Annotated in this window: 24 protein-coding genes; 12 read left to right on the plus strand and 12 right to left on the minus strand. The window is 39.1% G+C overall.

Annotation, left to right across the window (positions count from 1 at the left end):
- A partial coding sequence (gene rpmG, locus E7C97_RS06725; protein ID WP_316108556.1) for a 50S ribosomal protein L33 occupies positions 1 to 106 on the plus strand: 106 nt, incomplete at its 5' end.
- 103 nt (positions 107 to 209) lie between these two features.
- Here the strand turns inward: rpmG and E7C97_RS06730 are convergent.
- The 8 genes from E7C97_RS06730 to E7C97_RS06765 all read right to left on the minus strand — a co-directional run bounded on the left by E7C97_RS06730 (position 210) and on the right by E7C97_RS06765 (position 7283).
- Positions 210 to 2486 carry an excinuclease ABC subunit UvrA gene (locus E7C97_RS06730; RefSeq protein ID WP_062004529.1) on the minus strand — a complete coding sequence of 759 codons (2277 nt, stop codon included), beginning with the start codon at positions 2484 to 2486 and terminating at the stop codon, positions 210 to 212.
- Positions 2486 to 2941 (minus strand): MarR family transcriptional regulator, encoded by a 456-nt coding sequence (locus E7C97_RS06735; RefSeq protein WP_316108544.1) that lies wholly within the window; start codon positions 2939 to 2941, stop codon positions 2486 to 2488. The genes E7C97_RS06730 and E7C97_RS06735 overlap by 1 nt, the downstream gene beginning before the upstream one ends.
- A gap of 117 nt (positions 2942 to 3058) precedes the next feature.
- Positions 3059 to 4552 carry a site-specific integrase gene (locus E7C97_RS06740; protein ID WP_316108545.1) on the minus strand — a complete coding sequence of 498 codons (1494 nt, stop codon included), beginning with the start codon at positions 4550 to 4552 and terminating at the stop codon, positions 3059 to 3061.
- A gap of 9 nt (positions 4553 to 4561) precedes the next feature.
- A complete protein-coding gene (locus tag E7C97_RS06745) occupies positions 4562 to 4810 on the minus strand; it encodes a hypothetical protein (protein WP_000212595.1) in 249 nt (82 codons plus the stop codon).
- Between the two features lie 65 nt (positions 4811 to 4875).
- Positions 4876 to 5904 (minus strand): replication initiation factor domain-containing protein, encoded by a 1029-nt coding sequence (locus tag E7C97_RS06750; protein ID WP_070590708.1) that lies wholly within the window; start codon positions 5902 to 5904, stop codon positions 4876 to 4878.
- Between the two features lie 2 nt (positions 5905 to 5906).
- On the minus strand, positions 5907 to 6338 hold the full coding sequence (locus E7C97_RS06755; RefSeq protein ID WP_070590705.1) for a hypothetical protein: 432 nt from the start codon (positions 6336 to 6338) through the stop codon (positions 5907 to 5909).
- Between the two features lie 274 nt (positions 6339 to 6612).
- Complete coding sequence (locus tag E7C97_RS06760) at positions 6613 to 7068, minus strand: hypothetical protein (protein WP_316108546.1); 456 nt, start codon at positions 7066 to 7068, stop codon at positions 6613 to 6615.
- Positions 7068 to 7283: a hypothetical protein gene (locus E7C97_RS06765; RefSeq protein ID WP_070590695.1), complete on the minus strand. Its 216-nt coding sequence runs from the start codon at positions 7281 to 7283 to the stop codon at positions 7068 to 7070. The genes E7C97_RS06760 and E7C97_RS06765 overlap by 1 nt, the downstream gene beginning before the upstream one ends.
- 320 nt (positions 7284 to 7603) lie before the next feature.
- On the opposite strand from E7C97_RS06765, the gene E7C97_RS06770 reads away from it, so the two are divergent.
- The 8 genes from E7C97_RS06770 to E7C97_RS06805 all read left to right on the plus strand — a co-directional run bounded on the left by E7C97_RS06770 (position 7604) and on the right by E7C97_RS06805 (position 15477).
- Positions 7604 to 8524: a helix-turn-helix domain-containing protein gene (locus E7C97_RS06770; protein WP_070590693.1), complete on the plus strand. Its 921-nt coding sequence runs from the start codon at positions 7604 to 7606 to the stop codon at positions 8522 to 8524.
- 166 nt (positions 8525 to 8690) lie between these two features.
- Positions 8691 to 10175 (plus strand): RNA-binding domain-containing protein, encoded by a 1485-nt coding sequence (locus tag E7C97_RS06775; protein WP_070590691.1) that lies wholly within the window; start codon positions 8691 to 8693, stop codon positions 10173 to 10175.
- 330 nt (positions 10176 to 10505) lie between these two features.
- The gene (locus E7C97_RS06780; protein WP_045763088.1) at positions 10506 to 11120 is read left to right on the plus strand and encodes a YesL family protein; all 615 of its coding nucleotides are present in this window, start codon (positions 10506 to 10508) and stop codon (positions 11118 to 11120) included.
- Positions 11098 to 12771, plus strand: coding sequence for a sensor histidine kinase (locus E7C97_RS06785; RefSeq protein ID WP_316108547.1), 1674 nt, complete (start codon positions 11098 to 11100; stop codon positions 12769 to 12771). Before E7C97_RS06780 ends, E7C97_RS06785 begins: the two co-directional genes overlap by 23 nt.
- A 2-nt stretch (positions 12772 to 12773) precedes the next feature.
- Positions 12774 to 14060, plus strand: coding sequence for a response regulator transcription factor (locus E7C97_RS06790; RefSeq protein WP_316108548.1), 1287 nt, complete (start codon positions 12774 to 12776; stop codon positions 14058 to 14060).
- Positions 14061 to 14122: 62 nt separating this feature from the next.
- Positions 14123 to 14656, plus strand: coding sequence for an ABC transporter permease (locus E7C97_RS06795; protein ID WP_316108549.1), 534 nt, complete (start codon positions 14123 to 14125; stop codon positions 14654 to 14656).
- 74 nt (positions 14657 to 14730) lie between these two features.
- Complete coding sequence (nrdI, locus tag E7C97_RS06800; protein WP_316108550.1) at positions 14731 to 15198, plus strand: class Ib ribonucleoside-diphosphate reductase assembly flavoprotein NrdI; 468 nt, start codon at positions 14731 to 14733, stop codon at positions 15196 to 15198.
- A 69-nt stretch (positions 15199 to 15267) separates the two neighbouring features.
- On the plus strand, positions 15268 to 15477 hold the full coding sequence (locus E7C97_RS06805; RefSeq protein ID WP_316108551.1) for a hypothetical protein: 210 nt from the start codon (positions 15268 to 15270) through the stop codon (positions 15475 to 15477).
- Positions 15478 to 15511: 34 nt separating this feature from the next.
- Here E7C97_RS06805 and E7C97_RS06810 read toward each other — a convergent pair whose 3' ends face one another.
- Both E7C97_RS06810 and argS read right to left on the minus strand, forming a co-directional pair.
- Complete coding sequence (locus E7C97_RS06810) at positions 15512 to 15760, minus strand: hypothetical protein (RefSeq protein WP_049527311.1); 249 nt, start codon at positions 15758 to 15760, stop codon at positions 15512 to 15514.
- A gap of 536 nt (positions 15761 to 16296) precedes the next feature.
- Positions 16297 to 17988, minus strand: a complete 1692-nt coding sequence (argS, locus tag E7C97_RS06815) for an arginine--tRNA ligase (protein WP_316108552.1) — start codon at positions 17986 to 17988, stop codon at positions 16297 to 16299.
- A gap of 142 nt (positions 17989 to 18130) precedes the next feature.
- Here argS and argR point away from each other — a divergent pair, with 142 nt between their 5' ends.
- Positions 18131 to 18577 (plus strand): arginine repressor, encoded by a 447-nt coding sequence (gene argR / locus E7C97_RS06820; RefSeq protein ID WP_001231485.1) that lies wholly within the window; start codon positions 18131 to 18133, stop codon positions 18575 to 18577.
- Between the two features lie 47 nt (positions 18578 to 18624).
- A complete protein-coding gene (gene mutS / locus E7C97_RS06825) occupies positions 18625 to 21159 on the plus strand; it encodes a DNA mismatch repair protein MutS (RefSeq protein WP_316108554.1) in 2535 nt (844 codons plus the stop codon).
- 40 nt (positions 21160 to 21199) lie between these two features.
- On the opposite strand, the gene E7C97_RS06830 is transcribed toward mutS, so the two are convergent.
- Positions 21200 to 21658, minus strand: coding sequence for a DUF3021 domain-containing protein (locus tag E7C97_RS06830; RefSeq protein ID WP_301392187.1), 459 nt, complete (start codon positions 21656 to 21658; stop codon positions 21200 to 21202).
- Entirely contained in the window at positions 21655 to 22095 is a 441-nt protein-coding gene (locus tag E7C97_RS06835; RefSeq protein ID WP_301392188.1) for a LytTR family DNA-binding domain-containing protein, read from the minus strand. Before E7C97_RS06835 ends, E7C97_RS06830 begins: the two co-directional genes overlap by 4 nt.
- A gap of 345 nt (positions 22096 to 22440) precedes the next feature.
- On the opposite strand from E7C97_RS06835, the gene rpsL reads away from it, so the two are divergent.
- The coding region (rpsL, locus tag E7C97_RS06840) for a 30S ribosomal protein S12 (protein WP_316108555.1) at positions 22441 to 22844 on the plus strand (404 nt) is incomplete at its 3' end.

Raw genomic sequence — 22844 nt, forward strand, 5'->3', positions numbered from 1 at the left:
CTTGTACCTTACTTCTAAAAACAAACGTAACACTCCAGACCGTCTTCAATTGAAGAAATACTCACCAAAACTTCGCAAACACGTTGTGTTTACAGAAGTTAAGTAAAACAATATACCAAAAGCCTATGAAATCAACGTTTCTAGGCTTTTTTTGTTTTTATAATGTGGTTTTGTCTGATTTTTGTCTGATTAGAAGCAATTGACGTATTTTAACTGAAATTTAAAATTTCTTTCAAATATTTCCCCGTTTGAGACTCTTCACAACTGATAATATCTCTTGGTTTGCCTTCGAATAAAATATACCCCCCATTCTTTCCGCCCTCGGGTCCTAAATCAATTATCCAATCAGCTTGAGCAATAAGTTCTAAGCGATGTTCAATCATCACAACCGTATTCCCTTGATTGACGAGGCGTCTTAGTAAACTAAGCAGTTGTTCAACATCCTTACTATGCAGACCTGTGCTTGGTTCGTCGAGAACAAAGATTTGTCCTGACTCTTGTAACTTACTAGCTAACTTAACCCGTTGCACTTCTCCACCTGACAAGGTACTTGTAGGCTGACCTAAAGTCAGATAATCTAAGCCAACTTCCTTCATGACTGACAGAGATTGACAAATCTTATCGTTCGAAGAAAAAACTGTTAATGCTTCTTCGACAGTTAGATTCAAAATCTCTTCAATTGTGAAATTCTGATAACGATAGCTGAGCGCTTTAGGATTATAACGGTGACCCCCGCACTCCTCACAAACGACCTCAACTGAATCCGCAAAAGCCATGTCATAAACGATTTTTCCAGTTCCCTTGCAAATTGGACAAGCACCTTTTGAATTATAGCTAAACCAACTAGGGGTTACATTGTTGGCTTTGGCAAATAATTTTCGAATTTCATCCATTATTCCTAAGTAAGTTGCTGGTGTGGAACGAATGGAGGTACCAATAGGTTTTTGATTGATGATAATGGCATCTGGGTAATTTTCGATAAATTCGACACCAATCAGAGAGCTCTTCCCTGAACCCGCGACACCCGTTACTGCGGTCAAGATTCCCTTAGGGATTTTTGTATTAACCTGTTTAAGATTATTTGCAGTAGCATCTTTGATGGCAAAATATTCTGTCCAAGCTAGTGGGTCTTGATTCAGTCTAAGTGGTTGATTTAGGGCACGGGTTGTGTAGGTGTCAGCTTTTTGCAACTCTACAAGACTTCCTTGAAAAATTAGCCTACCGCCTTCCCGACCAGCCAATGGTCCCAATTCAATGACTTCATCCGCTAAAGCTAACATTTGTCGGCTATGTTCCACAACCAAAATATTGTTGTGCTTATCTCTTAAATCCAACAAGAGCTGACCGATTTTCTCGGCATCATGAGGGTGCAGACCTGCAGTCGGTTCATCAAAAACGTAGTTGACATTACTTAGGCTGGAACCGATGTGTCGCACCAACTTGACCCGTTGCATCTCACCACCTGATAAGGTTTCTGTCTTCCGAGACAAAGATAAATAACCAATCCCAACCGTCTCCATCCGCTTAATAGCTGACTTGATTTGTGCAACTAATGATTGACCTAAAGGACTATCAACTTCTTCAAGTAAAGGCAAGAGTTCACTGACTGATAAGTTCATATAGTCAACAATATTATGCCCGTTTATCTTAGAAGCTAAGGCCTTGGGGTTTAGTCCTGAGCCTTCACAACTGGCACAAGGTACCTGAATGACAAGAGATAGCACTTCTTCTTGCAATGATTTTTTCAGCTTAGAAATATCCCTTTTCAGATAGAGGCGGTAGAAACGCGGAATGACACCTTCATAGTCAACACGGTCCACACTCCCCGTATTATTAGAACGAAATTCAACCTTGACTATTTCATCGCTTCCTTCTCGCAAAATCTGCCATTCTTCCTCAGAAAAATCAGCTAACTTTTTATCTGCATCAAGTAAAGGATTATTTTTGTAAAGATAAGCCTGCCAGCCACTCGAAAATTGGCTAAAATTAATAGCACCTTCATTCAATGATTTTGTGGTATCAAAAATCTTATCCTCAATTAACTGATAAACCTTCCCAATCCCAGTACAAATAGGACACATCCCTGCAGGATGATTGAAAGAATAAGCCATTGAACCACCCGCACTCGGTTGACCAACCCGTGAAAACAGCAGACGAATAAGCGGAGCAATGTCCATAGCCGTCCCGACTGTTGAACGAGTATTAGTCCTTAAAGCTTTCTGATCGACAACGATAGATGGGGGTAAATTTTTAATTTCGTCTACGTGAGGACGCTCATAGTGAGGTAGCTTGTTCCGTAAAAAGAGAGGATAACTATCCTGCCACTGTCTACTACTTTCTCTTGCTAGCGTATCAAAGACAAGGGAAGACTTCCCCGAACCTGAAACACCTGCAAAAACCACTAGCTTATTCTTAGGAATCGTCACATCAAAGTCTTTTAGATTGTGCTCTTTAGCACCAAAAATTTCAATACTATCTGTTTCCATCAATTATTCTCCATATCGTCAGTTAAAGTTAACAGCTCAGCTTTAGTAAATTCATTCTTCACAAGAGTTAGATATTTTCCTTGAAGTTCAACATATTTTTGCATATCCTCTTGCCCCATGGCCCTTATTGCTTCTTTTTCTGCTTCCACCATTTTAGCAACGGTCATCTCTATATAAGTTTTGCCTTTTTCAGTCAAGGACAATTTCTTGCTCTTAAGAGAACTTGGTAGTGGCGTCACCCTTACATATTGGTCAGCACTCAACTTTTTTACCGAAGAGTGAATGGTTTGTTTTGGGAACATCATCTGTTCAACCAAGTCCTGCTGAGTGATATCACCACTATTTACTAATAAAAAATAACAGACCCACACGCTACTCTCAGATAGCCCAAAATTCTTAGCCATGACACGATAAAGAGATGAGAATTCTTTCTCTTGTACTGATAATTGCTTCATAAAATCTGTTTCCAAAATAATTCCTTACCTCTCTTTTGGTCTGATTTCGGATTAAATTATATCCTAAAAAAATATCTATGTCAAATAGAAAAGGAGGCAGTATCCTCCTTTCCACACTTAGTTCTTATTATTAATCAATTTTTCCAGCCTTTCTACAGCTCCTCTCATGGTGTCTTTTTGCTTTTTAATCACATGGAGATAGACACGCTCAATCTCCTTGGAATCCTCCGAGTGTCCAACAAATTCTCGAATGGTGGAGAGGTCTATACCTTCGCTAGCCATAATGGAGATAAAGCTATGGCGGAACATATGAGGGATAACATGAATCGGTCTGCCAAAGTCTAGGAAGCTATCTATGTCCTTATAGGGTTTACCAGATTTTTTATTATATTTTGCTGACTGACTAGAACCACCTCTCAGGAATTGTGAGAGTTCATTATGATAAAGCGGAGAGCCTTGCCGATTACCTGTTCTGATATAGGTTCTGGTAAAGAGATAGCCTAGGTCTTGATAAGTAGGGTTAAATTGAGCTTGAAACTTATTTCTGTCTATATAATGTCGCAAAATTTTCTCTACCTCAGGACTCATTGGAATCGTTCGGACACTTTCCTTGGTCTTAAGGTCTGCTCGGTAGCGTTCCTTTCCGTCAAGATTAAGTGCTTCCATTACCTCATCTGATTTATTTTTGCTTGCCCTCTGCCAATGAACCTTTATCCACTTCTCCTCAAAATCAAGCATATCCTCATTCAAACCCAGAACTTCACTTGGTCTCATACCTGTTAGAAAAATCATTCTCAGCACATCTGCGATAAGTTGATTATCAGGACGGTTAGTCCAGCTTTCTATCAGTCGGAGAACGTAGTTAACCTCACTTGCTTCTAGGTATTTTTCTGCAATATCTTCACGTTTCTTGTTTTGCTCCTCACTCTTTGTCAGAACCCGCCTTTTAACCTTATTGTTGGCAATCGGGTCTTGTGTAAGAGTAATCTGTCCGTTTTCGACTGACCAATCAAAAACCATCTTAAGATAAATATGCAGGTTTCTTGCCATGTGCATGGAAGAAGCATTGATTAGATTTTGAATTTCCTCTGTCATAGAGGCAAATTTTGTGATAGACATTCTGGTATCAAAATTAGGCACGATATAGCGGTTATAGATAGTAACCCTTGTTTTAAGAGTATTATTGGCTGGTTTGACCCTTTCATACCATGCTTTAAAGGCTTTACCATAAAGACTTCCATCTTCATCATAGGGCTTAGCGATTTCTTCTAGGGTTAAAAGTCTCTTGGCTTTCTTAGGCTTAATACCTGTTACCTCAGCGATATAGTCATCAACTAATTTGTTCAGTTCTTGCGTGACCTGTGTAATCAATTGTGAGTTTTTAATATCGCTGACCAAAAGACGTTCTTTTCCAGAAGATGTCTTTTTACTTTGTCTTGCCTTAGTGGTAAACCACCCTTTACCAGCACCTGTAGAAAGGTATTTCTTGTGAGATTTTTTAGTAATAGGGTGGGTAAATCGCATAGCGAACTTCACCAAGACATTGCCTGCTTTATAAGGGTCTGTTCGCCAAGAACTGATGATGAGTACTCTTGAACTATTATCTCTCATAGGTATTACCTACGCCATCTTTGCGACATATTGATTGGCAATTTTGTAGTCAAACCATGCCACGAAGACTTCTGAGTGAATAAAGACATTGCCATGTGTTCCTTTAATACCGAAAGCGTATGGGCTGTCCTTCATCTGACGAATATAGCTATTGAGCGTTGCAACGGTCATGCCATGCCAGAGTTCATCTAGAAAGACGGATTTACGGTACCAGTTACGGGTCAAGTCAAAATCATGTTCTGTTTTTAATGTTGCCATTGAATTCTCCTTCTATTTTGGTTATAATCAAGTTAGTTATTTTTGGAAAGGCGATTTGTAGTTTGCTACAGGTCGTCTTTTCTTATACCCCAATAAGCTGAGTTTTGTTGCTCTTGTTTGTACTGCTGAATATCAGTCTCATCTGTTTCCGTTAGTTTGGATATCCCAAGCTCAAGTAAGTGTTGAATATAGCCATCTGCCTTTTCTTGTCCGTAAGATTCTGCTTTTGCTACATAGAGTTTTCCAAGTGTTCGTGAGACTTGTTTCTCTGTCCATAGCTCAGACCGTTTTAGGGTGGGTTTTGTCCGCTTTACACTTAAGACCGTCTTTTTTTGTGTTTCTAAGTAGTCATTCCACCATTTTACGTTTTTTCTTCGCCAACGGTTGGAATCCTTATCTCTCGGACTGACAAAGCGATAGTGTCCATTAATCGCTTCAAAGTAAATCTCTTTAAGGGGACGTCCTTTTTTTATCTGTTGAGCCAGTAAGTTTGCCTTTTCTTGCCAACATCTAAGCTCTGCTCTTGTCCATGATGAGGGCATTTCTGGTAAATCTTTATCCAGTTTTTGTTCTAATAGCTTATTATAGATGCACCATTGCTGAGTACCTCTAACACCAATCGTTACCATTTCACCAACCTTTTCACCATTTTCAAGAATACTCTTTTCATGGTAATCAAAGGTTTTAGCGGTTGATATGCAGAGTTGCTTTTTACAATAACTATAAATAAGCGGGACGGATAGACTACCATCAAAAATATCATTGGCGATATCTAGTCTTGTAAAATTACTATGGCATTCAGAAATGCGTTTCATTAGGGTTACCCAGTTATTGACATTGCTTTCCATGTATTCTTCATACTGACGGCACCCCTGCCCTCTCAGTTCGATAAAAACTCCCATTTTTGATTCCCAGTCTTTATTGAAGTAAACCTTTATCTCTGAGAAGGCATAATGCCTTTGGTACTTGTTTATCCCCCATTCATTGAGAACAAACTTATCTTTAGGAAGAATGAGGATTTTCTCAATGACATCATCTGGAGCTAAGCCTTTAATCGTTACGGCTAAGTAGTCTAACATCACTGAGTTATCCATGTCTAGGCTCCAATAAATTTAATATCAGTTGCCACTAGTTTTAAGCCTCCCCAATTTCCACCACCATTATTATTAGCTCGCCAACCAAGGTGGACTTCTGGATTGACAAGTTCTACTACAAGTGAGTTCAGCTCATCCTTTTCAACGGATTTAGCCAACTTGTTAAGATTGTCTACAATCTCCAAGCGAATACCCTTGAGGTCATCAGGGGAATAGCCCAGGTCTTTCAAGGCTTGGATTTTGTCTGTATCTTGTACAGAGCAAGTAATTTTAGCTACTTCATCTGTCGCAATGCTTTCGCCATTGACATTTTTATAGACTGGTGCAACTCGTGAAGAAAGGATGGTCACTTTCTTTGGAATGTCAAATTGTGATTTATCCAATTTCAAGTCGCCAACTTTTATAGTTTCGTCTGTTAAGTTAAATTTTGTCATGTTTTTTTCTCCTATTCATAAAAGCTACGCCTACATGAAATCCATCGTAAACCGTTGATATCATAGGCTTCATAAATGTTTTTTCGTGAAATTTACTTCAAATCACTGAACCCCTTGTGTATCAAGGAATTTGACCACATTTTATGTATGTGTGCACCCCCTAATAGGGACTGGGGTGCAAATGTCAAATCGAGTTCAGCCGTTTGCCACCTTTCCCACCTGCTCTGGGCTACCGTGTTGACCACTCGCCCAGTGGTGGGGTGGCGAACCGTCTTCATCGATGAAAGAAGCCAAGTCTCTTAGATGATTTCTTTTCATTCTCTTTCTCTAAGGCCTGGATTCTATCCAGAAGCACTTCTAACTCCTGTTTCAACCTTGCTAGGTTCCTTCGATAATCTTCTCGGATTTCCTTAAAGGAGACCTCTAGCTCATCAACAAGTTCTCTAATAGGTTTTTGATAATCATTTTCTTTAGAAAACCCATAAACACTTAGAATTGCTCTTTCCAGCCCCAACGAAGACTTCTTATCAGCAATCGCTTGAAAATGATTTAGGTCATCTTCTGTAAAAAGATAAACTTTAGAATAAGATTTTCGACCCGTTCTCACTCTACTTTCATTGAATTGAGTACCAGTTAGACTTTCAATCTTTAACCGCCACTTTTTCAATGTTGAGACTGAGTTGAGACCATCAACCCTATCTACAACTTCTTGATAATCGTATTTACTCATTAGTTTACCTGTATTTTCTGATTAAGAAAGTCGTTCAAAATCTGCAAAGCTCTAGATTCAATCAATCGCTCAAATCCCATATCCTTGATAAGGCGATAGAGTTCTCTGTCATTCAAATCTTTACAGTCCTCTGGTTTGATTAAGACTTTCTCTTGTGTATCTGGTGAGTAGGCTACCCACTCTACCATTTGTAGTTCCATACCTGTTAAATTCATAATTACCCTCTTTTCTGATTCTGCATTCAACTAGCGTTTATCCGAAATATCTGGTATAATTACAGCAATTAGATTTACTGTCCTTGAACGATGTACCAGATTGTTCAAGGATTTTTTGTACCCTCCTTTCTTTTTTGATTGTTGGGTTAGCTCCTCTCTAACACAAATGTACGATTTTATGTACGTTTGGTGTAAAATTTTTGAGCAACCTTAATGCTCATTAATAATTATATACGATATCATACACGAAGTCAAGCGTTTTTCTCAAAAAATGTACGATTTTATAAACACCTGTGTTATAATAGTCTGAGAGGTAACCTATGTTTGAAATACTTAAACCTGATAAAAAGACTGTTGGTCAAAGATTGAGACAAGTCAAAGATGAATTAAATTTGTCTTTTACTGAATTTGGAAACCGTCTTGGATTAAAAAAATCAACGATTAACGCATATGTAAGAGGAGATAACTTAGCTCCTCTTGAAGTTTTAGAGAAAGTGTCAAAAATCTATGGAAAACCCGTAGGTTGGTTTTACTACGGAGAATTGGAAGAATATATTGAACTTTACCTTAGAAAACTTGGTTATGGCACATTCCTAGATGAGTATCCTGATACTCCATTAAAAATAAAAGAAGAGCTTTTTAGAATAAAAACAAATCCAATACAATCGGTCACAAGAAGTGGGGGAGTAACCATTGGAACATTTGAAAATCCTGACTGGGAAAATGAATTTGGATACCCAAAAGAAGGCTACCTAGATGATATCTTTTTTGAAATGCTTTATGATACGCTGAGGGACACAATTAGGAAGGAAGCCAAAACCTACTTAAGCCAGCAAGACGGACTTGATGATACTAAAATCAACGAACTTTCTGATTACTTTGCTAACCAAATCTATACTTCATATGATTTTATCGGAAATCTAGAAATCCTTTCCAAAGATAAAATCAAAAAAGAAATTAAAAAGGGCTATGAACGCCTGATTAAAGATTCGCCATCAGCAAGTGTAGAAGTTAGCTATGATTCCAATTACCTACTCGGTTTTCTAATCAATACACTTGCAGATAGCCAAGCAACAAGGCAATTACTTTCAGATATGTCCCAAGCAACAGTTGGTATGCCTTTTTCACAATTTCATGAAGGGCATGAATTAGTTGAAATTATCCAATCTGTCAGACCACGACTGATAGAACTTTACAATAATACGACCTTTGATGACTGGACTGACTGGGCGGAGAAATAATCACGTGGTTTTCGCGTGACTTTCGCGTGAATTTCGATATCTTTTTAAAACGCACTGCTCAAAAATGCTTTAAAATCAAGCAAAATTGAGTATTATCAAAAATTTTTTTCGCGTGATTTTCGCGTGATACCCTGCAATTTGATTTTTTAAGTTAGGAGGAAAAAGTGTGGAATTAAAATTTGAAGGCAATGATTTAGAGTACAAAAAAGCTAAAAATGCACTTCCTGATTCTTTCTGGGAGACCTATTCTGCTTTCGCAAACACCAATGGTGGGAAAGTTGTCTTGGGAGTAGATGAAAATAATGAAGACCCTTTTCAGGGAGTTATGAATCCTGAAAAAGTTAGGAATGACTTGTTTAATCTAGTCTCTAATAGAAAAAAAGTAAGTTGTAATTTGCTAACCGATAATGATATTGAGTACATTGATATTCCTGATAAAAATCGTCAACTTATGGTAATAACGATTAGAGAAGCCAGTAGTGACCAAAAACCTGTCCATCTTAAAAATGATTTTAGAGAATCTTATAAAAGGTTAGGGGAAGGTGATGTTAGACTTGATAAAGAAGAGCTAAAGTATCTCATGGCAAGCTCCCATGATGATATTGATGGCGAACTCCTAACTAACTATGACGAAAGTGACCTCAATATTGAATCAATCGAAGAGTATAAAAAACTCCTAATCGAATTAAGCGGGAACACTAAGTACACCAATATGCCACTTAGGGACTTCTTAACTGAAATTGGTGTTTTTAAGAAGGATAGAACAGATGGCTCTTATAAGTTGACTGCAGGAGGGTTACTATTTTTCGGGAAATACAACTCCATAATATCTAGGTATCCTAAATTTCAATTAGACTACTTTGAAAAGGACAACTCACTTTCTACTAGGTGGAATGATAGGATTTCAACAGGGGACATGATGTACCCTGATTTGAACATGTATGACTTTTTTAATTTAGCATACAAGAAATTAACTGCAACTACCAACGATAGGTTCGAACTCAATGATAAATCTGCCCATCGTTTACCATTTAAAAAAGATTTATCTGAATCTATACGTGAAGCACTAGTAAACTGCTTAATGCACGCTTACTATGACTTTGACTCACCTATCGTTATCACCGCATATAATGATTTTTATGAATTTAAGAATCCAGGAAAAATGAAAATTTCTATTCCTGAGTTTATACATGGCGGTACGTCAAAAACACGAAACGGTACAATTTCATCGCTATTCAGAAGAATCGGAATGTCTGAGAAGGCTGGCTCAGGCGGGCCAAAAATCTTTGATGTGTCAGAAAAATACAAATTGAAAATTCCCGAAGTTTCAACTACTTTTGATAGTACTATCGTAACCATTTGGAAAGTGGACTTGTTGTCTTCATACCAAGATGTAACACAAGATGAAAGAGCTATTCTCAAGTACATAATCGAAAATGAAAGCATTAGCAAAAACGATGTTATTGAGAATAATCTGATGACAGAATATAAGTTCAGAGAAAACTTAAAAACTCTTCAAAGCAAGCAATATATAGAGGTAATTGGCAAGGGACGTTCAACAAAATATGTTCTTCCTAGAACATCATCTGAACAATATCATATCATCAAACAAAAAATTAAAAACCTTGGTGATTTTATGACCAAGAACTAAAGTTTTATCTGATTTTTGTCTGATTAAAACTAAAGCAAGGTCAAAATCACCCTATTTCATCAATAATTGAAAGATTGAAAAGCCCATAAAATCAACGTTTCTGTACATCATGAAACTTGCTAAATTACATATTACGCTTACTGAAGTTAAGTAAGAGTTAACTTATTATAAACATCTTAAAACCAATGGTTTCGGCCATTGATTTTAATTTTTAGTAACATTATAGTAAACAGGTAGTGATAAACTCTCACTGCCTTTTCTCTCCTCCTATTTTTGAGAGCGCTTGAAATATGTTATAATAGTTCTAGATTATTTTTTTGGAGGCAAACCGTGGGAAATTTTATTGAGCTAGTCTTTCATCGTTTCTTTTTGGGGATGATAGCTACAGCTTATTTTTGGTTATTGACACTAGCAGGAGGTGTGGTTTTTGGTATAGCGCCAGCTAGTGCGACTATCATGAGCTTATTTGCAGAACATGGCTATTCTTACCGTGCCTATGGTTTTAAAGAGGCATGGACTCTTTATAAGAGCAATTTTGTAAAAAGCAATCTCAGTTTCTACACCTTTATGGGACTTGACTTGATCTTGATTTATGGTTTGTATCTCATGATCCAATTGCCGCATCAGACCATTATCCATTTGGCAGCAACATTTTTAAATATCTTTTTGGTAGCCTTGGTCTTTTTGGCGTATACAGTTTCTCTAAAATTACAAGTTTATTTTGACTTATCCTATCAAAATACCTTAAAGCTTGCCTTTATCGGAATTTTTATGAGCTTGTCAGCAGTGGCTAAAGTTCTTCTTGGTAGCGTCTTGTTAGCCATTATTGGGTTTTATATGCCAGCCCTCATTATTTTTGTAGGGATTGGTATGTGGCATTTCTTTATTAGTGATTTATTGGAGCCTGTTTATGAAAGCATTCATGAAAAATTGGCGTCCAAATAGAATGAAACAATTTTGGCTTCATTCACTCCTTCGAACCTATACTTGGGTGATGATTGTTATCATTGCTAGTTTTGCTCTGTTGATTTCCTATGTAAACTGGGATAGTCGAGAAAAAGAAGCAAGACAGGTTTCCCAGCGGGTTTTGACTCGGACAGTGAGTGAGGTTGAATATTATTATCGAGAATCAGCGCGTTCAGCCCAAAGTTTAGTAGATAATCAAGCGCGAATCGAGGGAATCTATAAGTATTTTAGCCTCAGTACACCGGATTATTTCTATTGGCAACTGGAGCGTAAAGCATCACCCTATATTTCTGTATCTATTTATGAAAATATCGATGACCTTTATGTGCGCAATGGTTTTGTAACGGGTGTAGCCATTGTCTTGCAAGACTCGACAGAAGTTTATGTTTCGAAGAGGGACAATCGTAGTGGTTACAAGGTTTCTGCAGATGCCTTCAAGCCAGATGCCAATAGTTTCGCCATTCCCGTATCCGATCCAGTATCGGATCAAGCTCTTGGTGTTATTTATGTCTCTGTATCTTCCGATGTTTTTTATAAGGCTATTGACAATACCAGAGGAAATATCCCAATTACTGTGAGCATCACCTCTCCTTTTGAAACGGAAATGTTTCACCAAGGTGAAAAAAGTGATCGAGAGGAATGGTTGCAAGACGAGACTGCTCATGGTTATCAGGTTCAGGTTGCAGTTCCTCGAGGTTATGTCCTTAGTGGTAGTATCTCTAGTTCAGTCTTTATTCTTGCTTTGAGTCTCCTCTTTATCGTTATTTTATATGTAACCTTGAAAAAAACATTTTCGAAGTATCAAACACAGGTTGTTGACCTAGTGGAAACAATCCATGATATTGCGCAAGGGGAGCAGGGAAAAAGAATTGATCTCACGAAAAAAGACCAGGAATTGCTTTTAATCGCTGAGACGACAAATGATATGTTGGACCGACTGGAGAGAAATATCCATGATATTTACCAGCTTGAACTGAGTCAAAAAGATGCCCATATGCGCGCTCTACAAGCTCAGATAAATCCCCATTTCATGTACAATACCCTCGAGTTTATACGGATGTACGCGGTCATGGAAAACCAAAATGAACTAGCGGATATTATCTACGAATTCAGTAGTCTCCTGCGCAACAACATCTCTGATGAGCGAGAAACAACATTAAAGCAAGAAGTGGAGTTTTGTCGGAAGTACAGTTATCTCTGTATGGTTCGCTATCCAAAATCCATTGCTTACGGATTTAAGATCGACTCTGGCTTGGAAGAAATGCGCATTCCAAAATTCACCCTCCAACCCTTGGTGGAGAATTATTTTGCTCATGGAGTTGATTATCGACGTACAGATAATGTGATTAGTATCAAGGCCTTGAAAAAAGAAGGCTATGTTGAAATTTTGGTAACCGATAATGGGCGTGGAATGCCTGCTGATAAGCTAGCAGAGATCCAGGATAAATTAGCTCAAAGAATCTTTGAACATACAGTGGATTATAGTGGGAAACGGCAGTCCATTGGGATTGTCAATGTGCATGAGCGCTTTGTGCTCTACTTTGGTGACCGGTATGATATCAGTGTAGAATCTGTTGAAAAAGAAGGTGTTCGCTATCAAATTACCATTCAAAATGAAGAGAAAGGATAAAGATGTATAAAGTACTTTTAGTGGACGACGAGTACATGATTACAGAAGGTCTCAAACGTTTGATTCCTTTTGATAAGTGGGATATGGAAGTCGTTGCAACAGCCAATCATGCTGACGATGCTCTGGACTACGTTCGAGAACATCCCATCGATATTGTTATTTCAGATGTCAATATGCCTGACAAGACAGGGCTTGAAATGATTGGGGAGATGAAGGAGTTGTTGCCAAATGCTTACTATATCCTCCTTTCAGGCTACCAAGAATTTGACTATGTCAAAAAAGCCATGAATCTCAATGTCGTTGATTATCTGGTTAAACCAGTCGATAAGGTTGAGCTTGAACGCTTGCTTGAAAAGATTTCCAGTCAGCTTGGTGAAAAATCTCATGAGCCAGAAATATTGAGTCAGCAACTCGATGAAGAAGCCTTCAAAACTCATCTCAGTCAAAAAGAAAATTGGTGGATTGGGCTTTCAAAAGAAAAACAAGGGGATTTTGTCATTCCCTACTATGTTCTAGGCCAGGACTGGCAAATCGTCCTTGCAGATCAGGAATTTGAGGGTTTGCTAGTCATGTCTTTTGAAGCTCCTTATCAAATCAACTTTGAAAAGTGGAAGCGTGATGTTGAAAAGACTCTCTTTTATGGATCGGTCAATTTAGATCAGTCTGAAAGTCTCTTTTCTTACTACGAACCCATCTATCGAGTGATTATCCAGGGGAATCTCCAGCAGATTATCGAGGAGTTGACCTTACTTGAGAAGATTGTCTTAGAAAACACACCGAGGGTATCCATTACCAAGCAGTTGTTTACCCAGTTTGTCATGGATGTCTTTCATCTTTTTGAACATTTGAAAGCAGACGATATGACAGATATTGTCAAGAATATTCATGCCATTACAACTTTTGAGGACTTAGTCGCTTATACCAAGGAAACCTTGACATCCTTCTTCGGCCAATATCGAATGAATGAAAATGTGGTCAGTGTACTTGAAGTTATTGGTAGAGATTACCAAAAAGAGCTTTCTCTCAAGGATATCAGCAAGGATCTCTTTATCAATCCCGTTTATTTGGGGCAGTTGATCAAGAAGGAAACCAATTCCACTTTTGCAGAGCTTCTCAATAAGCAACGCATTAAGGCTGCCCAACAGCTCTTGCTATCTACTAATGATAGTATCGAGGATATTTGCTATACGGTTGGTTACAGTAATGTAGGCTATTTCTATAAGGTCTTTCGAAAACTATGTGGGAAGTCTCCTAAGGCCTACCGTAAGCAGGTGGAAGCAAACTTGTAGGATTTGTTTTGCTTGTTAAAATATGCTATAATAAACTAAAAAAATATAAGGGGGTTGCTTTGATGAAAAAGAAACCAATCTATCTATGGGTATTACTGATTTTTTCAGCCTTACTCTCAGCAATGTCGCTATTTGGAATCATATCTCCAGTACCTACTGCGGAGGGTATGAACAATCTAGAAACATCAGCATCAGGTGTTAATGCTACTTATGCTAAGGAGCTCGTTGCTTACACCATTAAGGTATCGGAGCATGGTCATTCTATCTTCAGCATTCTCTTGGTTGTCTTATCTGTTATTCTAGTTGTTGTGGCTTTGGTTTTCCTTATTCGTAAAAACATCCAATTGGCTAACTACACTTATCTTGCTTATGTCTTCGTTGCCATCGTTGGTTCTATCTACAACTTTATCGGCGTTCAGGATGCGGTTTCACTTTTTACAGACCCTAACATCCGTATGGGAGCGGAGCTTGGTGCCAAAGGTTCGGCCATTTTTGGGATCGTACTCAATGTTATCTTCCTAGCAATCGTCTTCTATAAAATGTGGCGTCAGCAAAAAGAATTAACAGAAGCTCAAGAAGAGGAAGAACTTGCCTAAGAGTTGACAAAGCATAACTATCAAGATACAATCTTGGTAGTTATTTTTTTATGATTCAAAAAAAGGAGGAGAGCATGAAAAAAGTTTCCTTGGTCTACATCAGTCTGAGTGGAAATACGGAGAGTTTCGTAACACGATTGAAGGCTTACCTATTAGAACAGTATGAGAACATTGAAGTAGAAAAAATTCATATTAAAGATTTGGTCAAGGAGGGAGAGAATTTCTTTGAGATGACCAATCCATATGTCGCTTTTCTACCGACTTATCTAGAAGGTGGCAATGGAGTTGACAATGGTGATGTGGAGATTTTGACCACTCCAGTAGGGGACTTTATCGCTTACGGTGACAATGCCAGCAAGTGTTTTGGTGTCGTAGGATCAGGCAATCGTAATTTTAACAACCAATACTGTTTGACGGCTAAACAATACAGCCAACGCTTTGGTTTCCCTGTTCTAGCTGACTTTGAGATGCGTGGTATGCTGGGAGATATCAAGAAGGTTGCAGGGATTATTGCGGAACTCTATGAATTAGAAGCTTTGTAAGAGGCTAGATTTTCTGAGGAAGAGTTTTATTCTATGGATAAAGGATTTACTTCAAAGGGGACAATCGAAATGAGTAAACTACAGAAATCATTTTTAAAGTATATAAAACGCAAACCAAGCTTCAAGGATATTATGCTATGCAGTGCCTTGCTACTATTAGCGATTGCTCTGCTACGGTTCTCTGAGAAAATTTTTGATGAAAATGTAGAACCACTTGGAACCATGGTATCCTTAGGGATTGTTATCCTGGTAGAAATCTTAGCTGTCAGAAATAAATAAAAAGACTCGAGAAATGTCATCTCGAGTCTTTTTGTTAGTTGCGAATTTCGTCAACGATTTCTTTTGAAATGGGAATCCCTAAACGGTAACCTTTGTTGATGTAGTCAATGACATCATTGATATTTTCTATCGTTTGGATTTTTTCTTTGATAGTTGCACGAAAATCTTGATCTTTTAATAGTTGGTCCTGAAGCAGTCTTTGAAGTTTCTCTTTTTCATATTTGTTGACAAGAAAGAGAAAAAGAAGACTGATAACAACTAGAATATAAGCATACTGGCTCATAAAAATTCTCCCTAGGTGATAAAGAAATGAATAGCAAGAGAAAAGCGAAAAAGATTTTTCGCTTTTCAAGTAATGACAATATAGAAATTAGGCAAGTGATCGCTAATCTAAAATAGTAGATGTAATGCACTCCGCCCCTAGTACCAAATAAAAGTCCTAGAGGTTTAGGATTGGTTGCTTAAATCGCTCTGTAATCCCGTAACTTTAAGATTGCGACATGAACCTAACCAAATCGATGTTATTGTTTAGATAAATTAGTAAAGCGTTTAGGCAAATCGTCAGAGTTACGACGTTTTAGGACATAAATCGATAATATTTAGAGGCCATGACTAGTGAAGCGCCTAGCCAAGGTTCGAATAGGATTTGGCGCTAGTTACTTAGACTGCTTTACAATAAAGTGATTAAAAGCCTACGACATGAGCCTAACCAAATCGATATTATTTGGTTAGGTGAATTAGTGAAGCGTTTAGGCAAATCGCCATATAGCGATTGCCGTCAAGAGACTAGGAACTTTAGTTCCAGTCTCTTGTAACGAATCACATCTTCTCTGGCGCCTCCACACCCAGCAGACGAAGTGCTTCTTTGAGAACAACCGCAGTTGCATAGCTGAGAGCTAGACGACTGTCGCGTTCTGGGCTTTCATCCAAGATGCGAGTGTGAGCGTAATATTTGTTAAAGGCTTGCGCCAAGCTAATTGCAAATTTAGCAATGATAGAAGGTTCAAAGTTATCTGCCGCACGGTTGATAATACGTGGGAAATCTTGGATGAGTTTAATGATTTCCCAGCTTTCAGGATCATTCAAGCTATAGTTGGTAGCTGTTTCTGGTTTGAAATCCGCTTTGCGTAAGATAGATTGGATACGAGCATAGGCGTATTGAACATAAGGACCAGTTTCACCTTCAAAGGATACCATAGCTTCAAGATCGAAGTCGTATCCATTTGTACGGTCAGTTTTAAGGTCATAGAATTTAATGGCTCCAACTCCAACAGCATGAGCAACCTGGTCTTTATTTTCAAGTTCCGGATTTTTGGCTTCAATTTGCGCTTTGGCACGGCTGATGGCTTCTGCGACAGTAGGCTCTAGCAAGATAACATTCCCTTTACGAGTAGAGAGTTTCTTCCCTTCTTTTGTTACCAATCCAAAAGGAACATGGACAATATCTTGACTCCAATCGTAGCCCATCTCTTGCAAGACAGCTTTGAGTTGTTTAAAGTGAGCAGATTGTTCTTGACCAACGACATAGATAGATTTGGCAAATTGATATTCTTTTTTACGGTAAAGGGCAGCGGCCAAGTCACGTGTGATGTAGAGAGTTGCACCGTCAGATTTCTTGATAAGAGCTGGGTGTTCAATTCCATATTTTTCAAGGTTGACAACTTGGGCACCTTCTGATTCAACAAGAAGTCCTTTTTCAGAAAGGATGTCTACAACTGCATCCATCTTGTCATTGTAGAAGGCTTCCCCGTTGTAGCTGTCGAATTCAACCTTCAATTCATTGTAAAGGCGGTTAAATTCCACCAAACTTTCATCACGGAACCATTGCCAAAGTGCGAGAGCTTCCTCGTCTCCATTTTCAAGTTTACGGAACCATTCGCGTGCTTCTTCATCCAAGCTAGGGTCATTTTCAGCTTCAGCATTGATGCGAACGTAGAGTTTAAGAAGTTCATCAATCGGATGAGCTTTTACAGCTTCTTCGTTGCCCCATTTTTTGTAGGCAACAATCAGCATTCCAAACTGTTTACCCCAGTCTCCCAAATGGTTGACCTTGACTGTTTGATAACCGATTTTTTGGAAAATATGTGACAAGCTATCTCCGATAACTGTTGAACGAAGGTGACCAATAGAGAATGGTTTAGCAATATTAGGACTAGACATGTCGATAACAACATTTTCTTGTTTACCAATATTTTGGTCAGCATAGTGTTCTTTTTCAGTGATAACAGCTTGTAATACTTGAGCAGAAATGGCATTTTTATCAAGGAAGAAGTTAACATAAGGTCCAGTAGCGACGACTTTTTCAAAGGCTTGGCTATTGATTTTTTCAGCGATATCTGCTGCAATCATTTGTGGAGCTTTTCTCTCAACTTTTGCTAGAGTAAAGGCAGGGAAGGCGATGTCTCCCATGTCAGAGTTTTTGGGTTGTTCTAGTAAATTTAAAATAGCCTCTTGATCCAGGCTATCAATGACGCTAGCCAATTCGCTAGCAATCAATTGTTTTGTATTCATTATAAACTCCTTTGGACTTTTCTTCTATTTTATCACAATTTTGAGGAATGATAAGAATTTTTTTGAAATATTCAGTTTTTTTGGTATAATGTTCTTATTAAATAGTTGTAAAATGTTATAAATATTCACTCGAGAGGATGTTATGAGAAAAAGAGAACGTCATCAGTTGATCAAGCAGATGATCACTGAGGAAAAATTAGGGACTCAAAAAGAGATCCAGGATCGGTTGGAAGCACGCAATGTTTTTGTGACGCAAACGACCTTGTCGCGTGACCTTCGTGAACTGGGCTTGACCAAGGTTAAGAAAAATGATAAGGTCTACTACGTACTAGCAAATGAGACAGAGAAGATTGACCTGGTTGAGTTCTTGTCCCATCATTTGGAAGGTGTAGCAAGAGCAGAGTTTACCTTAGTTTTGCACACTAAATTGGGTGAAGCCGCAGTTTTAGCCAATGTTGTCGATGCCAACAAGGATGAATGGATTTTAGGAACAGTTGCGGGTGCCAATACTCTCTTGGTAATCTGCCGAGATCAGCATGTTGCTAAACTCATGGAAGATCGTTTGTTAGATTTGATGAAGGATAGATAAGGTCTTGGGAGTCTCTCTCAAGACTATTTTTAACAAGGAGAGAATGGATGACGACAGAAAAATTATCACCTGGCATGCAACAGTATGTGGATATCAAAAAACAATATCCAGATGCTTTTTTGCTCTTTCGTATGGGTGATTTTTATGAGTTATTTTATGAAGATGCAGTCAATGCTGCTCAGATACTAGAAATTTCACTAACCAGTCGCAATAAGAATGCTGAAAATCCTATTCCCATGGCTGGAGTTCCCTATCACTCTGCCCAACAGTACATAGATGTCTTAGTTGAGCGTGGATACAAGGTTGCCATTGCTGAACAGATGGAGGATCCTAAGCAAGCAGTAGGGGTTGTTAAGCGTGAGGTTGTGCAGGTGATTACACCAGGTACAGTCGTTGATAGTAGTAAACCAGATAGCCAAAACAACTTTTTGGTGGCTATCGACCGTGACGGTCAGCAATTTGGCTTGGCCTATATGGATCTGGTGACGGGTGATTTTTATGTGACAGGTTTATTGGATTTTACCCTGGTCTGTGGTGAAATCCGAAATCTTAAGGCAAGAGAAGTCGTCATCGGCTATGACTTAACTGAAGGGGAAGAACAGATTCTCGGCCGTCAAATGAATTTGGTACTTTCCTATGAGAAAGAATCATTTGAAGACATCCATCTACTGGATCCACGCTTGGCACCTGTTGAACAGGCTGCCAGCAGTAAGCTTCTCCAGTATGTCCATCGGACTCAGATGAGAGAACTCAACCACTTGAAGCCAGTTGTTCGCTATGAAATTAAGGATTTTTTGCAGATGGATTATGCGACCAAGGCTAGTTTAGATCTAGTAGAAAATGCTCGTTCTGGCAAGAAACAAGGGAGTCTTTTCTGGTTGCTAGATGAAACTAAGACTGCCATGGGGATGCGGCTCCTACGCTCTTGGATCCACCGTCCCTTGATTGACAAGGACCGTATCCTTGAACGTCAGGAAGTTGTACAAGTCTTTCTGGATTATTTCTTTGAGCGTAGTGATTTGACAGAAAGCCTCAAGGGAGTCTACGATATTGAGCGCCTGGCCAGTCGAGTATCTTTTGGGAAAAGCAATCCCAAGGACCTTTTGCAATTAGCGACTACCTTAGCTAGTGTTCCGCGAATACGTGCAATCTTGGAGGGAATGCAGCAACCAGCTCTTGCCTATCTTATCACTCAACTAGATGCTATCCCTGAGTTGGAAAGTCTTATTAGCGCAGCCATTGCGCCAGAGGCTCCACATGTCATTACAGAGGGTGGCATTATTCGGACTGGCTTTGATGAGACCTTGGACAAGTATCGTCGGGTACTGAGAGAAGGAACCAGCTGGATTGCTGAAATTGAGGCTAAGGAAAGAGAAAACTCTGGCATCAGTACGCTCAAGATTGATTACAATAAAAAGGATGGCTACTATTTCCATGTCACCAACTCGCAGCTAGGAAATGTACCAGCCCACTTTTTCCGTAAGGCTACGCTAAAAAATTCAGAGCGTTTTGGGACAGAGGAGTTGGCGCGTATCGAGGGAGAAATGCTAGAGGCGCGTGAGAAGTCAGCCAGCCTTGAATATGAAATCTTTATGCGTATCCGTGAAGAAGTTGGTAAGTATATCCAACGTCTACAAGCCCTGGCCCAAGGAATCGCTACTGTCGATGTCTTACAAGGACTAGCGGTAGTAGCAGAAAATCAGCACTTGATCCGTCCAGAGTTTGGTCAGGATTCGCGAATTGACATTCAAAAAGGTCGTCACGCTGTCGTTGAGAAGGTCATGGGAGCCCAAACCTATATTCCCAATAGTATCCAAATGGGTGAAGATACTAGCATCCAGCTGATTACAGGGCCTAATATGAGCGGGAAGTCAACCTATATGCGTCAGCTAGCTATGACAGCAGTTATGGCCCAGCTGGGTTCTTATGTGCCAGCAGAAAGTGCTCACTTGCCAATTTTTGATGCAATTTTTACCCGTATCGGGGCGGCAGATGACTTGGTTTCAGGCCAGTCCACCTTTATGGTCGAGATGATGGAGGCCAATAATGCCATTGCGCATGCGACTGAGAAATCCCTCATTCTCTTTGATGAGCTAGGACGTGGAACGGCAACCTATGATGGCATGGCCTTGGCTCAGGCAATTATCGAGTATATTCATGAACATATCGGAGCCAAGACTCTCTTTGCGACTCATTACCATGAATTGACTAGTTTGGAGACTAGTCTGGGACATCTGGTTAACGTTCACGTGGCTACACTTGAGCAAAATGGACAGGTTACATTCCTTCACAAGATCGAAGCAGGACCAGCTGATAAATCATACGGTATTCACGTAGCTAAGATTGCAGGTTTACCGGTAGACTTGCTGAAAAGAGCAGATGAAATTTTAACTCAATTAGAGAGTCAAGGTCAGGAAAGTCCTGTTCCAATGAAACAAACACATGCAGTCTCTGAACAAATTTCCCTATTTGACTCGGCGGAAGAAAATCCTATCCTAGCAGAATTGGCTAAAGTAGATGTGTACAATATGACACCGATGCAGGCCATGAATCTCTTGTTAGAATGGAAACAAAAATTATAAATCAAAACCCACTCAGTCCTGTGAGTGGGTTTCTGTTGTATTATTTCTTCTGAGCCAATAGTTGATTGATGTGGGCAACCTTCTTTGATTCTCTTTTATAAAGAATCGTCCAGATGATGAGATATACGATGGCAAACTCTGGGATGAGTTGAAGGATGAAAGTCCAGCGAAGTGGAAACCAACCTGCCAGAATTGCTAGAGGAACAAAACCTAATAGCATGAGGAAGAAGTGAGTGACAGTTGCACGAAGAAGGCTCCAGTCTTTGGCAAAGAGACGGCTACCAAAACTAAAGAGGACTCCGATAGCTGCCCAGATAAGTGCACAGTAGAGTAAAACTAGAGCGCCATGTACCTGTTGTTGGATCATGAATTGGCCAATCAAAGAGTTGGGGCTAAGTGGTGCGTAGTTGCTTGGTGAATAGATAAAAGAAAAGATAATAGATAGAATGAGGCCAATGAGGATACCAGTTGTGGCATCGTGAAATACTTGTTTTTTCATAGTTCTAGTTTCTCCTTAATAGCTTTGAGGTAACGGCGGGATGAGTATGTGAAACTGTCGTTTTTAAGATAGATTTCAATCAAGCCGTTAGAGGTTAGTTTTAGATGACTGATAGCATCAATGTTGACAATTTCCGATTGGGAAATTTGGATAAAGGAAGCAGGTAGAATTTCACTTGCTTGGTAAAGACGAATGTCGAGCGCATAGGTTTGGCTATCCGTTTCAGCCAACACTTTACGGTTTTCAATATAAACGCGCTGAATAGTACCGACTTCAATGAGATAAAGCTGATCTTGAAATTTTCCTTTAAGAGTTTCTTTTTGATCCAGTGATTGAACAAAGTCTTGAACTTTTTGAACTCTAGGGGACAAAGATGGTGCTTCTATGATGATTTGTTCTTCTGCATATTGTTGATCAATGTCAAGTCTGACTTTCATATTTTCTCCTTTGTAAAGTTGTAATAGAGATCTCTTACTTACAAATCTATTAAACACCTTTTTCTTGGCAATTACAAGAAGCTTTGTCTATGTGGTCGGTTGAAGAGTCTATCTGGCAGGTGACCGTTTTCATAGAATTTTTAGAGCAAAGAAGTCAAAAAATAAGAAGAAATATATTGACAAAAATAGAAAAAACGTGGTACAATAATAGACGGTACTTTTTACTTTTGGTCTCTCAAGAGTGTACAGGGACGTGCTGACAAATGTTGCAAAAGTACACACAGATGATAGCTGTCACCCAAGTGTATCATCACCAAAAATAAAAAAAAACACAGGAGAATGTAGATGCCTACAATTAACCAATTGGTTCGCAAACCGCGTAAATCAAAAGTAGAAAAATCTAAATCACCAGCTTTGAACGTTGGTTACAACAGTCATAAAAAAGTTCAAACAAACGTTTCTTCACCACAAAAACGTGGTGTTGCAACTCGTGTTGGAACAATGACACCTAAAAAACCTAACTCTGCCCTTCGTAAATTTGCTCGTGTACGTTTGAGCAACCTTATCGAAGTTACTGCCTACATCCCAGGTATCGGACACAACTTGCAAGAGCACAGCGTGGTGCTTCTTCGTGGTGGACGTGTAAAAGACCTTCCAGGGGTACGTTACCATATCGTCCGTGGTGCACTTGATACTGCAGGTGTTAACGATCGTAAACAAGGCCGTTCTAAATACGGTACTAAACGTCC

The sequence above is a fragment of the Streptococcus sp. genome, assembly GCF_032481935.1.
Taxonomy (GTDB): domain Bacteria; phylum Bacillota; class Bacilli; order Lactobacillales; family Streptococcaceae; genus Streptococcus.

What these genes read in the sequence shown, in the direction of transcription:
- E7C97_RS06765 (WP_070590695.1), bottom strand. Translation starts at nt 7,283, where the DNA reads ATGAATTTAACAGGTATGGAACTACAAATGGTAGAGTGGGTAGCCTAC.
- E7C97_RS06740 (WP_316108545.1), bottom strand. Translation starts at nt 4,552, where the DNA reads ATGAGAGATAATAGTTCAAGAGTACTCATCATCAGTTCTTGGCGAACA.
- E7C97_RS06730 (WP_062004529.1), bottom strand. Translation starts at nt 2,486, where the DNA reads ATGGAAACAGATAGTATTGAAATTTTTGGTGCTAAAGAGCACAATCTA.
- E7C97_RS06770 (WP_070590693.1), top strand. Translation starts at nt 7,604, where the DNA reads ATGTTTGAAATACTTAAACCTGATAAAAAGACTGTTGGTCAAAGATTG.
- E7C97_RS06790 (WP_316108548.1), top strand. Translation starts at nt 12,774, where the DNA reads ATGTATAAAGTACTTTTAGTGGACGACGAGTACATGATTACAGAAGGT.
- nrdI (WP_316108550.1), top strand. Translation starts at nt 14,731, where the DNA reads ATGAAAAAAGTTTCCTTGGTCTACATCAGTCTGAGTGGAAATACGGAG.
- argS (WP_316108552.1), bottom strand. Translation starts at nt 17,988, where the DNA reads ATGAATACAAAACAATTGATTGCTAGCGAATTGGCTAGCGTCATTGAT.
- E7C97_RS06785 (WP_316108547.1), top strand. Translation starts at nt 11,098, where the DNA reads ATGAAAAATTGGCGTCCAAATAGAATGAAACAATTTTGGCTTCATTCA.
- E7C97_RS06830 (WP_301392187.1), bottom strand. Translation starts at nt 21,658, where the DNA reads ATGAAAAAACAAGTATTTCACGATGCCACAACTGGTATCCTCATTGGC.
- E7C97_RS06810 (WP_049527311.1), bottom strand. Translation starts at nt 15,760, where the DNA reads ATGAGCCAGTATGCTTATATTCTAGTTGTTATCAGTCTTCTTTTTCTC.
- E7C97_RS06735 (WP_316108544.1), bottom strand. Translation starts at nt 2,941, where the DNA reads ATGAAGCAATTATCAGTACAAGAGAAAGAATTCTCATCTCTTTATCGT.
- E7C97_RS06805 (WP_316108551.1), top strand. Translation starts at nt 15,268, where the DNA reads ATGAGTAAACTACAGAAATCATTTTTAAAGTATATAAAACGCAAACCA.
- E7C97_RS06755 (WP_070590705.1), bottom strand. Translation starts at nt 6,338, where the DNA reads ATGACAAAATTTAACTTAACAGACGAAACTATAAAAGTTGGCGACTTG.
- E7C97_RS06795 (WP_316108549.1), top strand. Translation starts at nt 14,123, where the DNA reads ATGAAAAAGAAACCAATCTATCTATGGGTATTACTGATTTTTTCAGCC.
- E7C97_RS06835 (WP_301392188.1), bottom strand. Translation starts at nt 22,095, where the DNA reads ATGAAAGTCAGACTTGACATTGATCAACAATATGCAGAAGAACAAATC.
- argR (WP_001231485.1), top strand. Translation starts at nt 18,131, where the DNA reads ATGAGAAAAAGAGAACGTCATCAGTTGATCAAGCAGATGATCACTGAG.
- E7C97_RS06750 (WP_070590708.1), bottom strand. Translation starts at nt 5,904, where the DNA reads ATGGATAACTCAGTGATGTTAGACTACTTAGCCGTAACGATTAAAGGC.
- E7C97_RS06760 (WP_316108546.1), bottom strand. Translation starts at nt 7,068, where the DNA reads ATGAGTAAATACGATTATCAAGAAGTTGTAGATAGGGTTGATGGTCTC.
- mutS (WP_316108554.1), top strand. Translation starts at nt 18,625, where the DNA reads ATGACGACAGAAAAATTATCACCTGGCATGCAACAGTATGTGGATATC.
- E7C97_RS06745 (WP_000212595.1), bottom strand. Translation starts at nt 4,810, where the DNA reads ATGGCAACATTAAAAACAGAACATGATTTTGACTTGACCCGTAACTGG.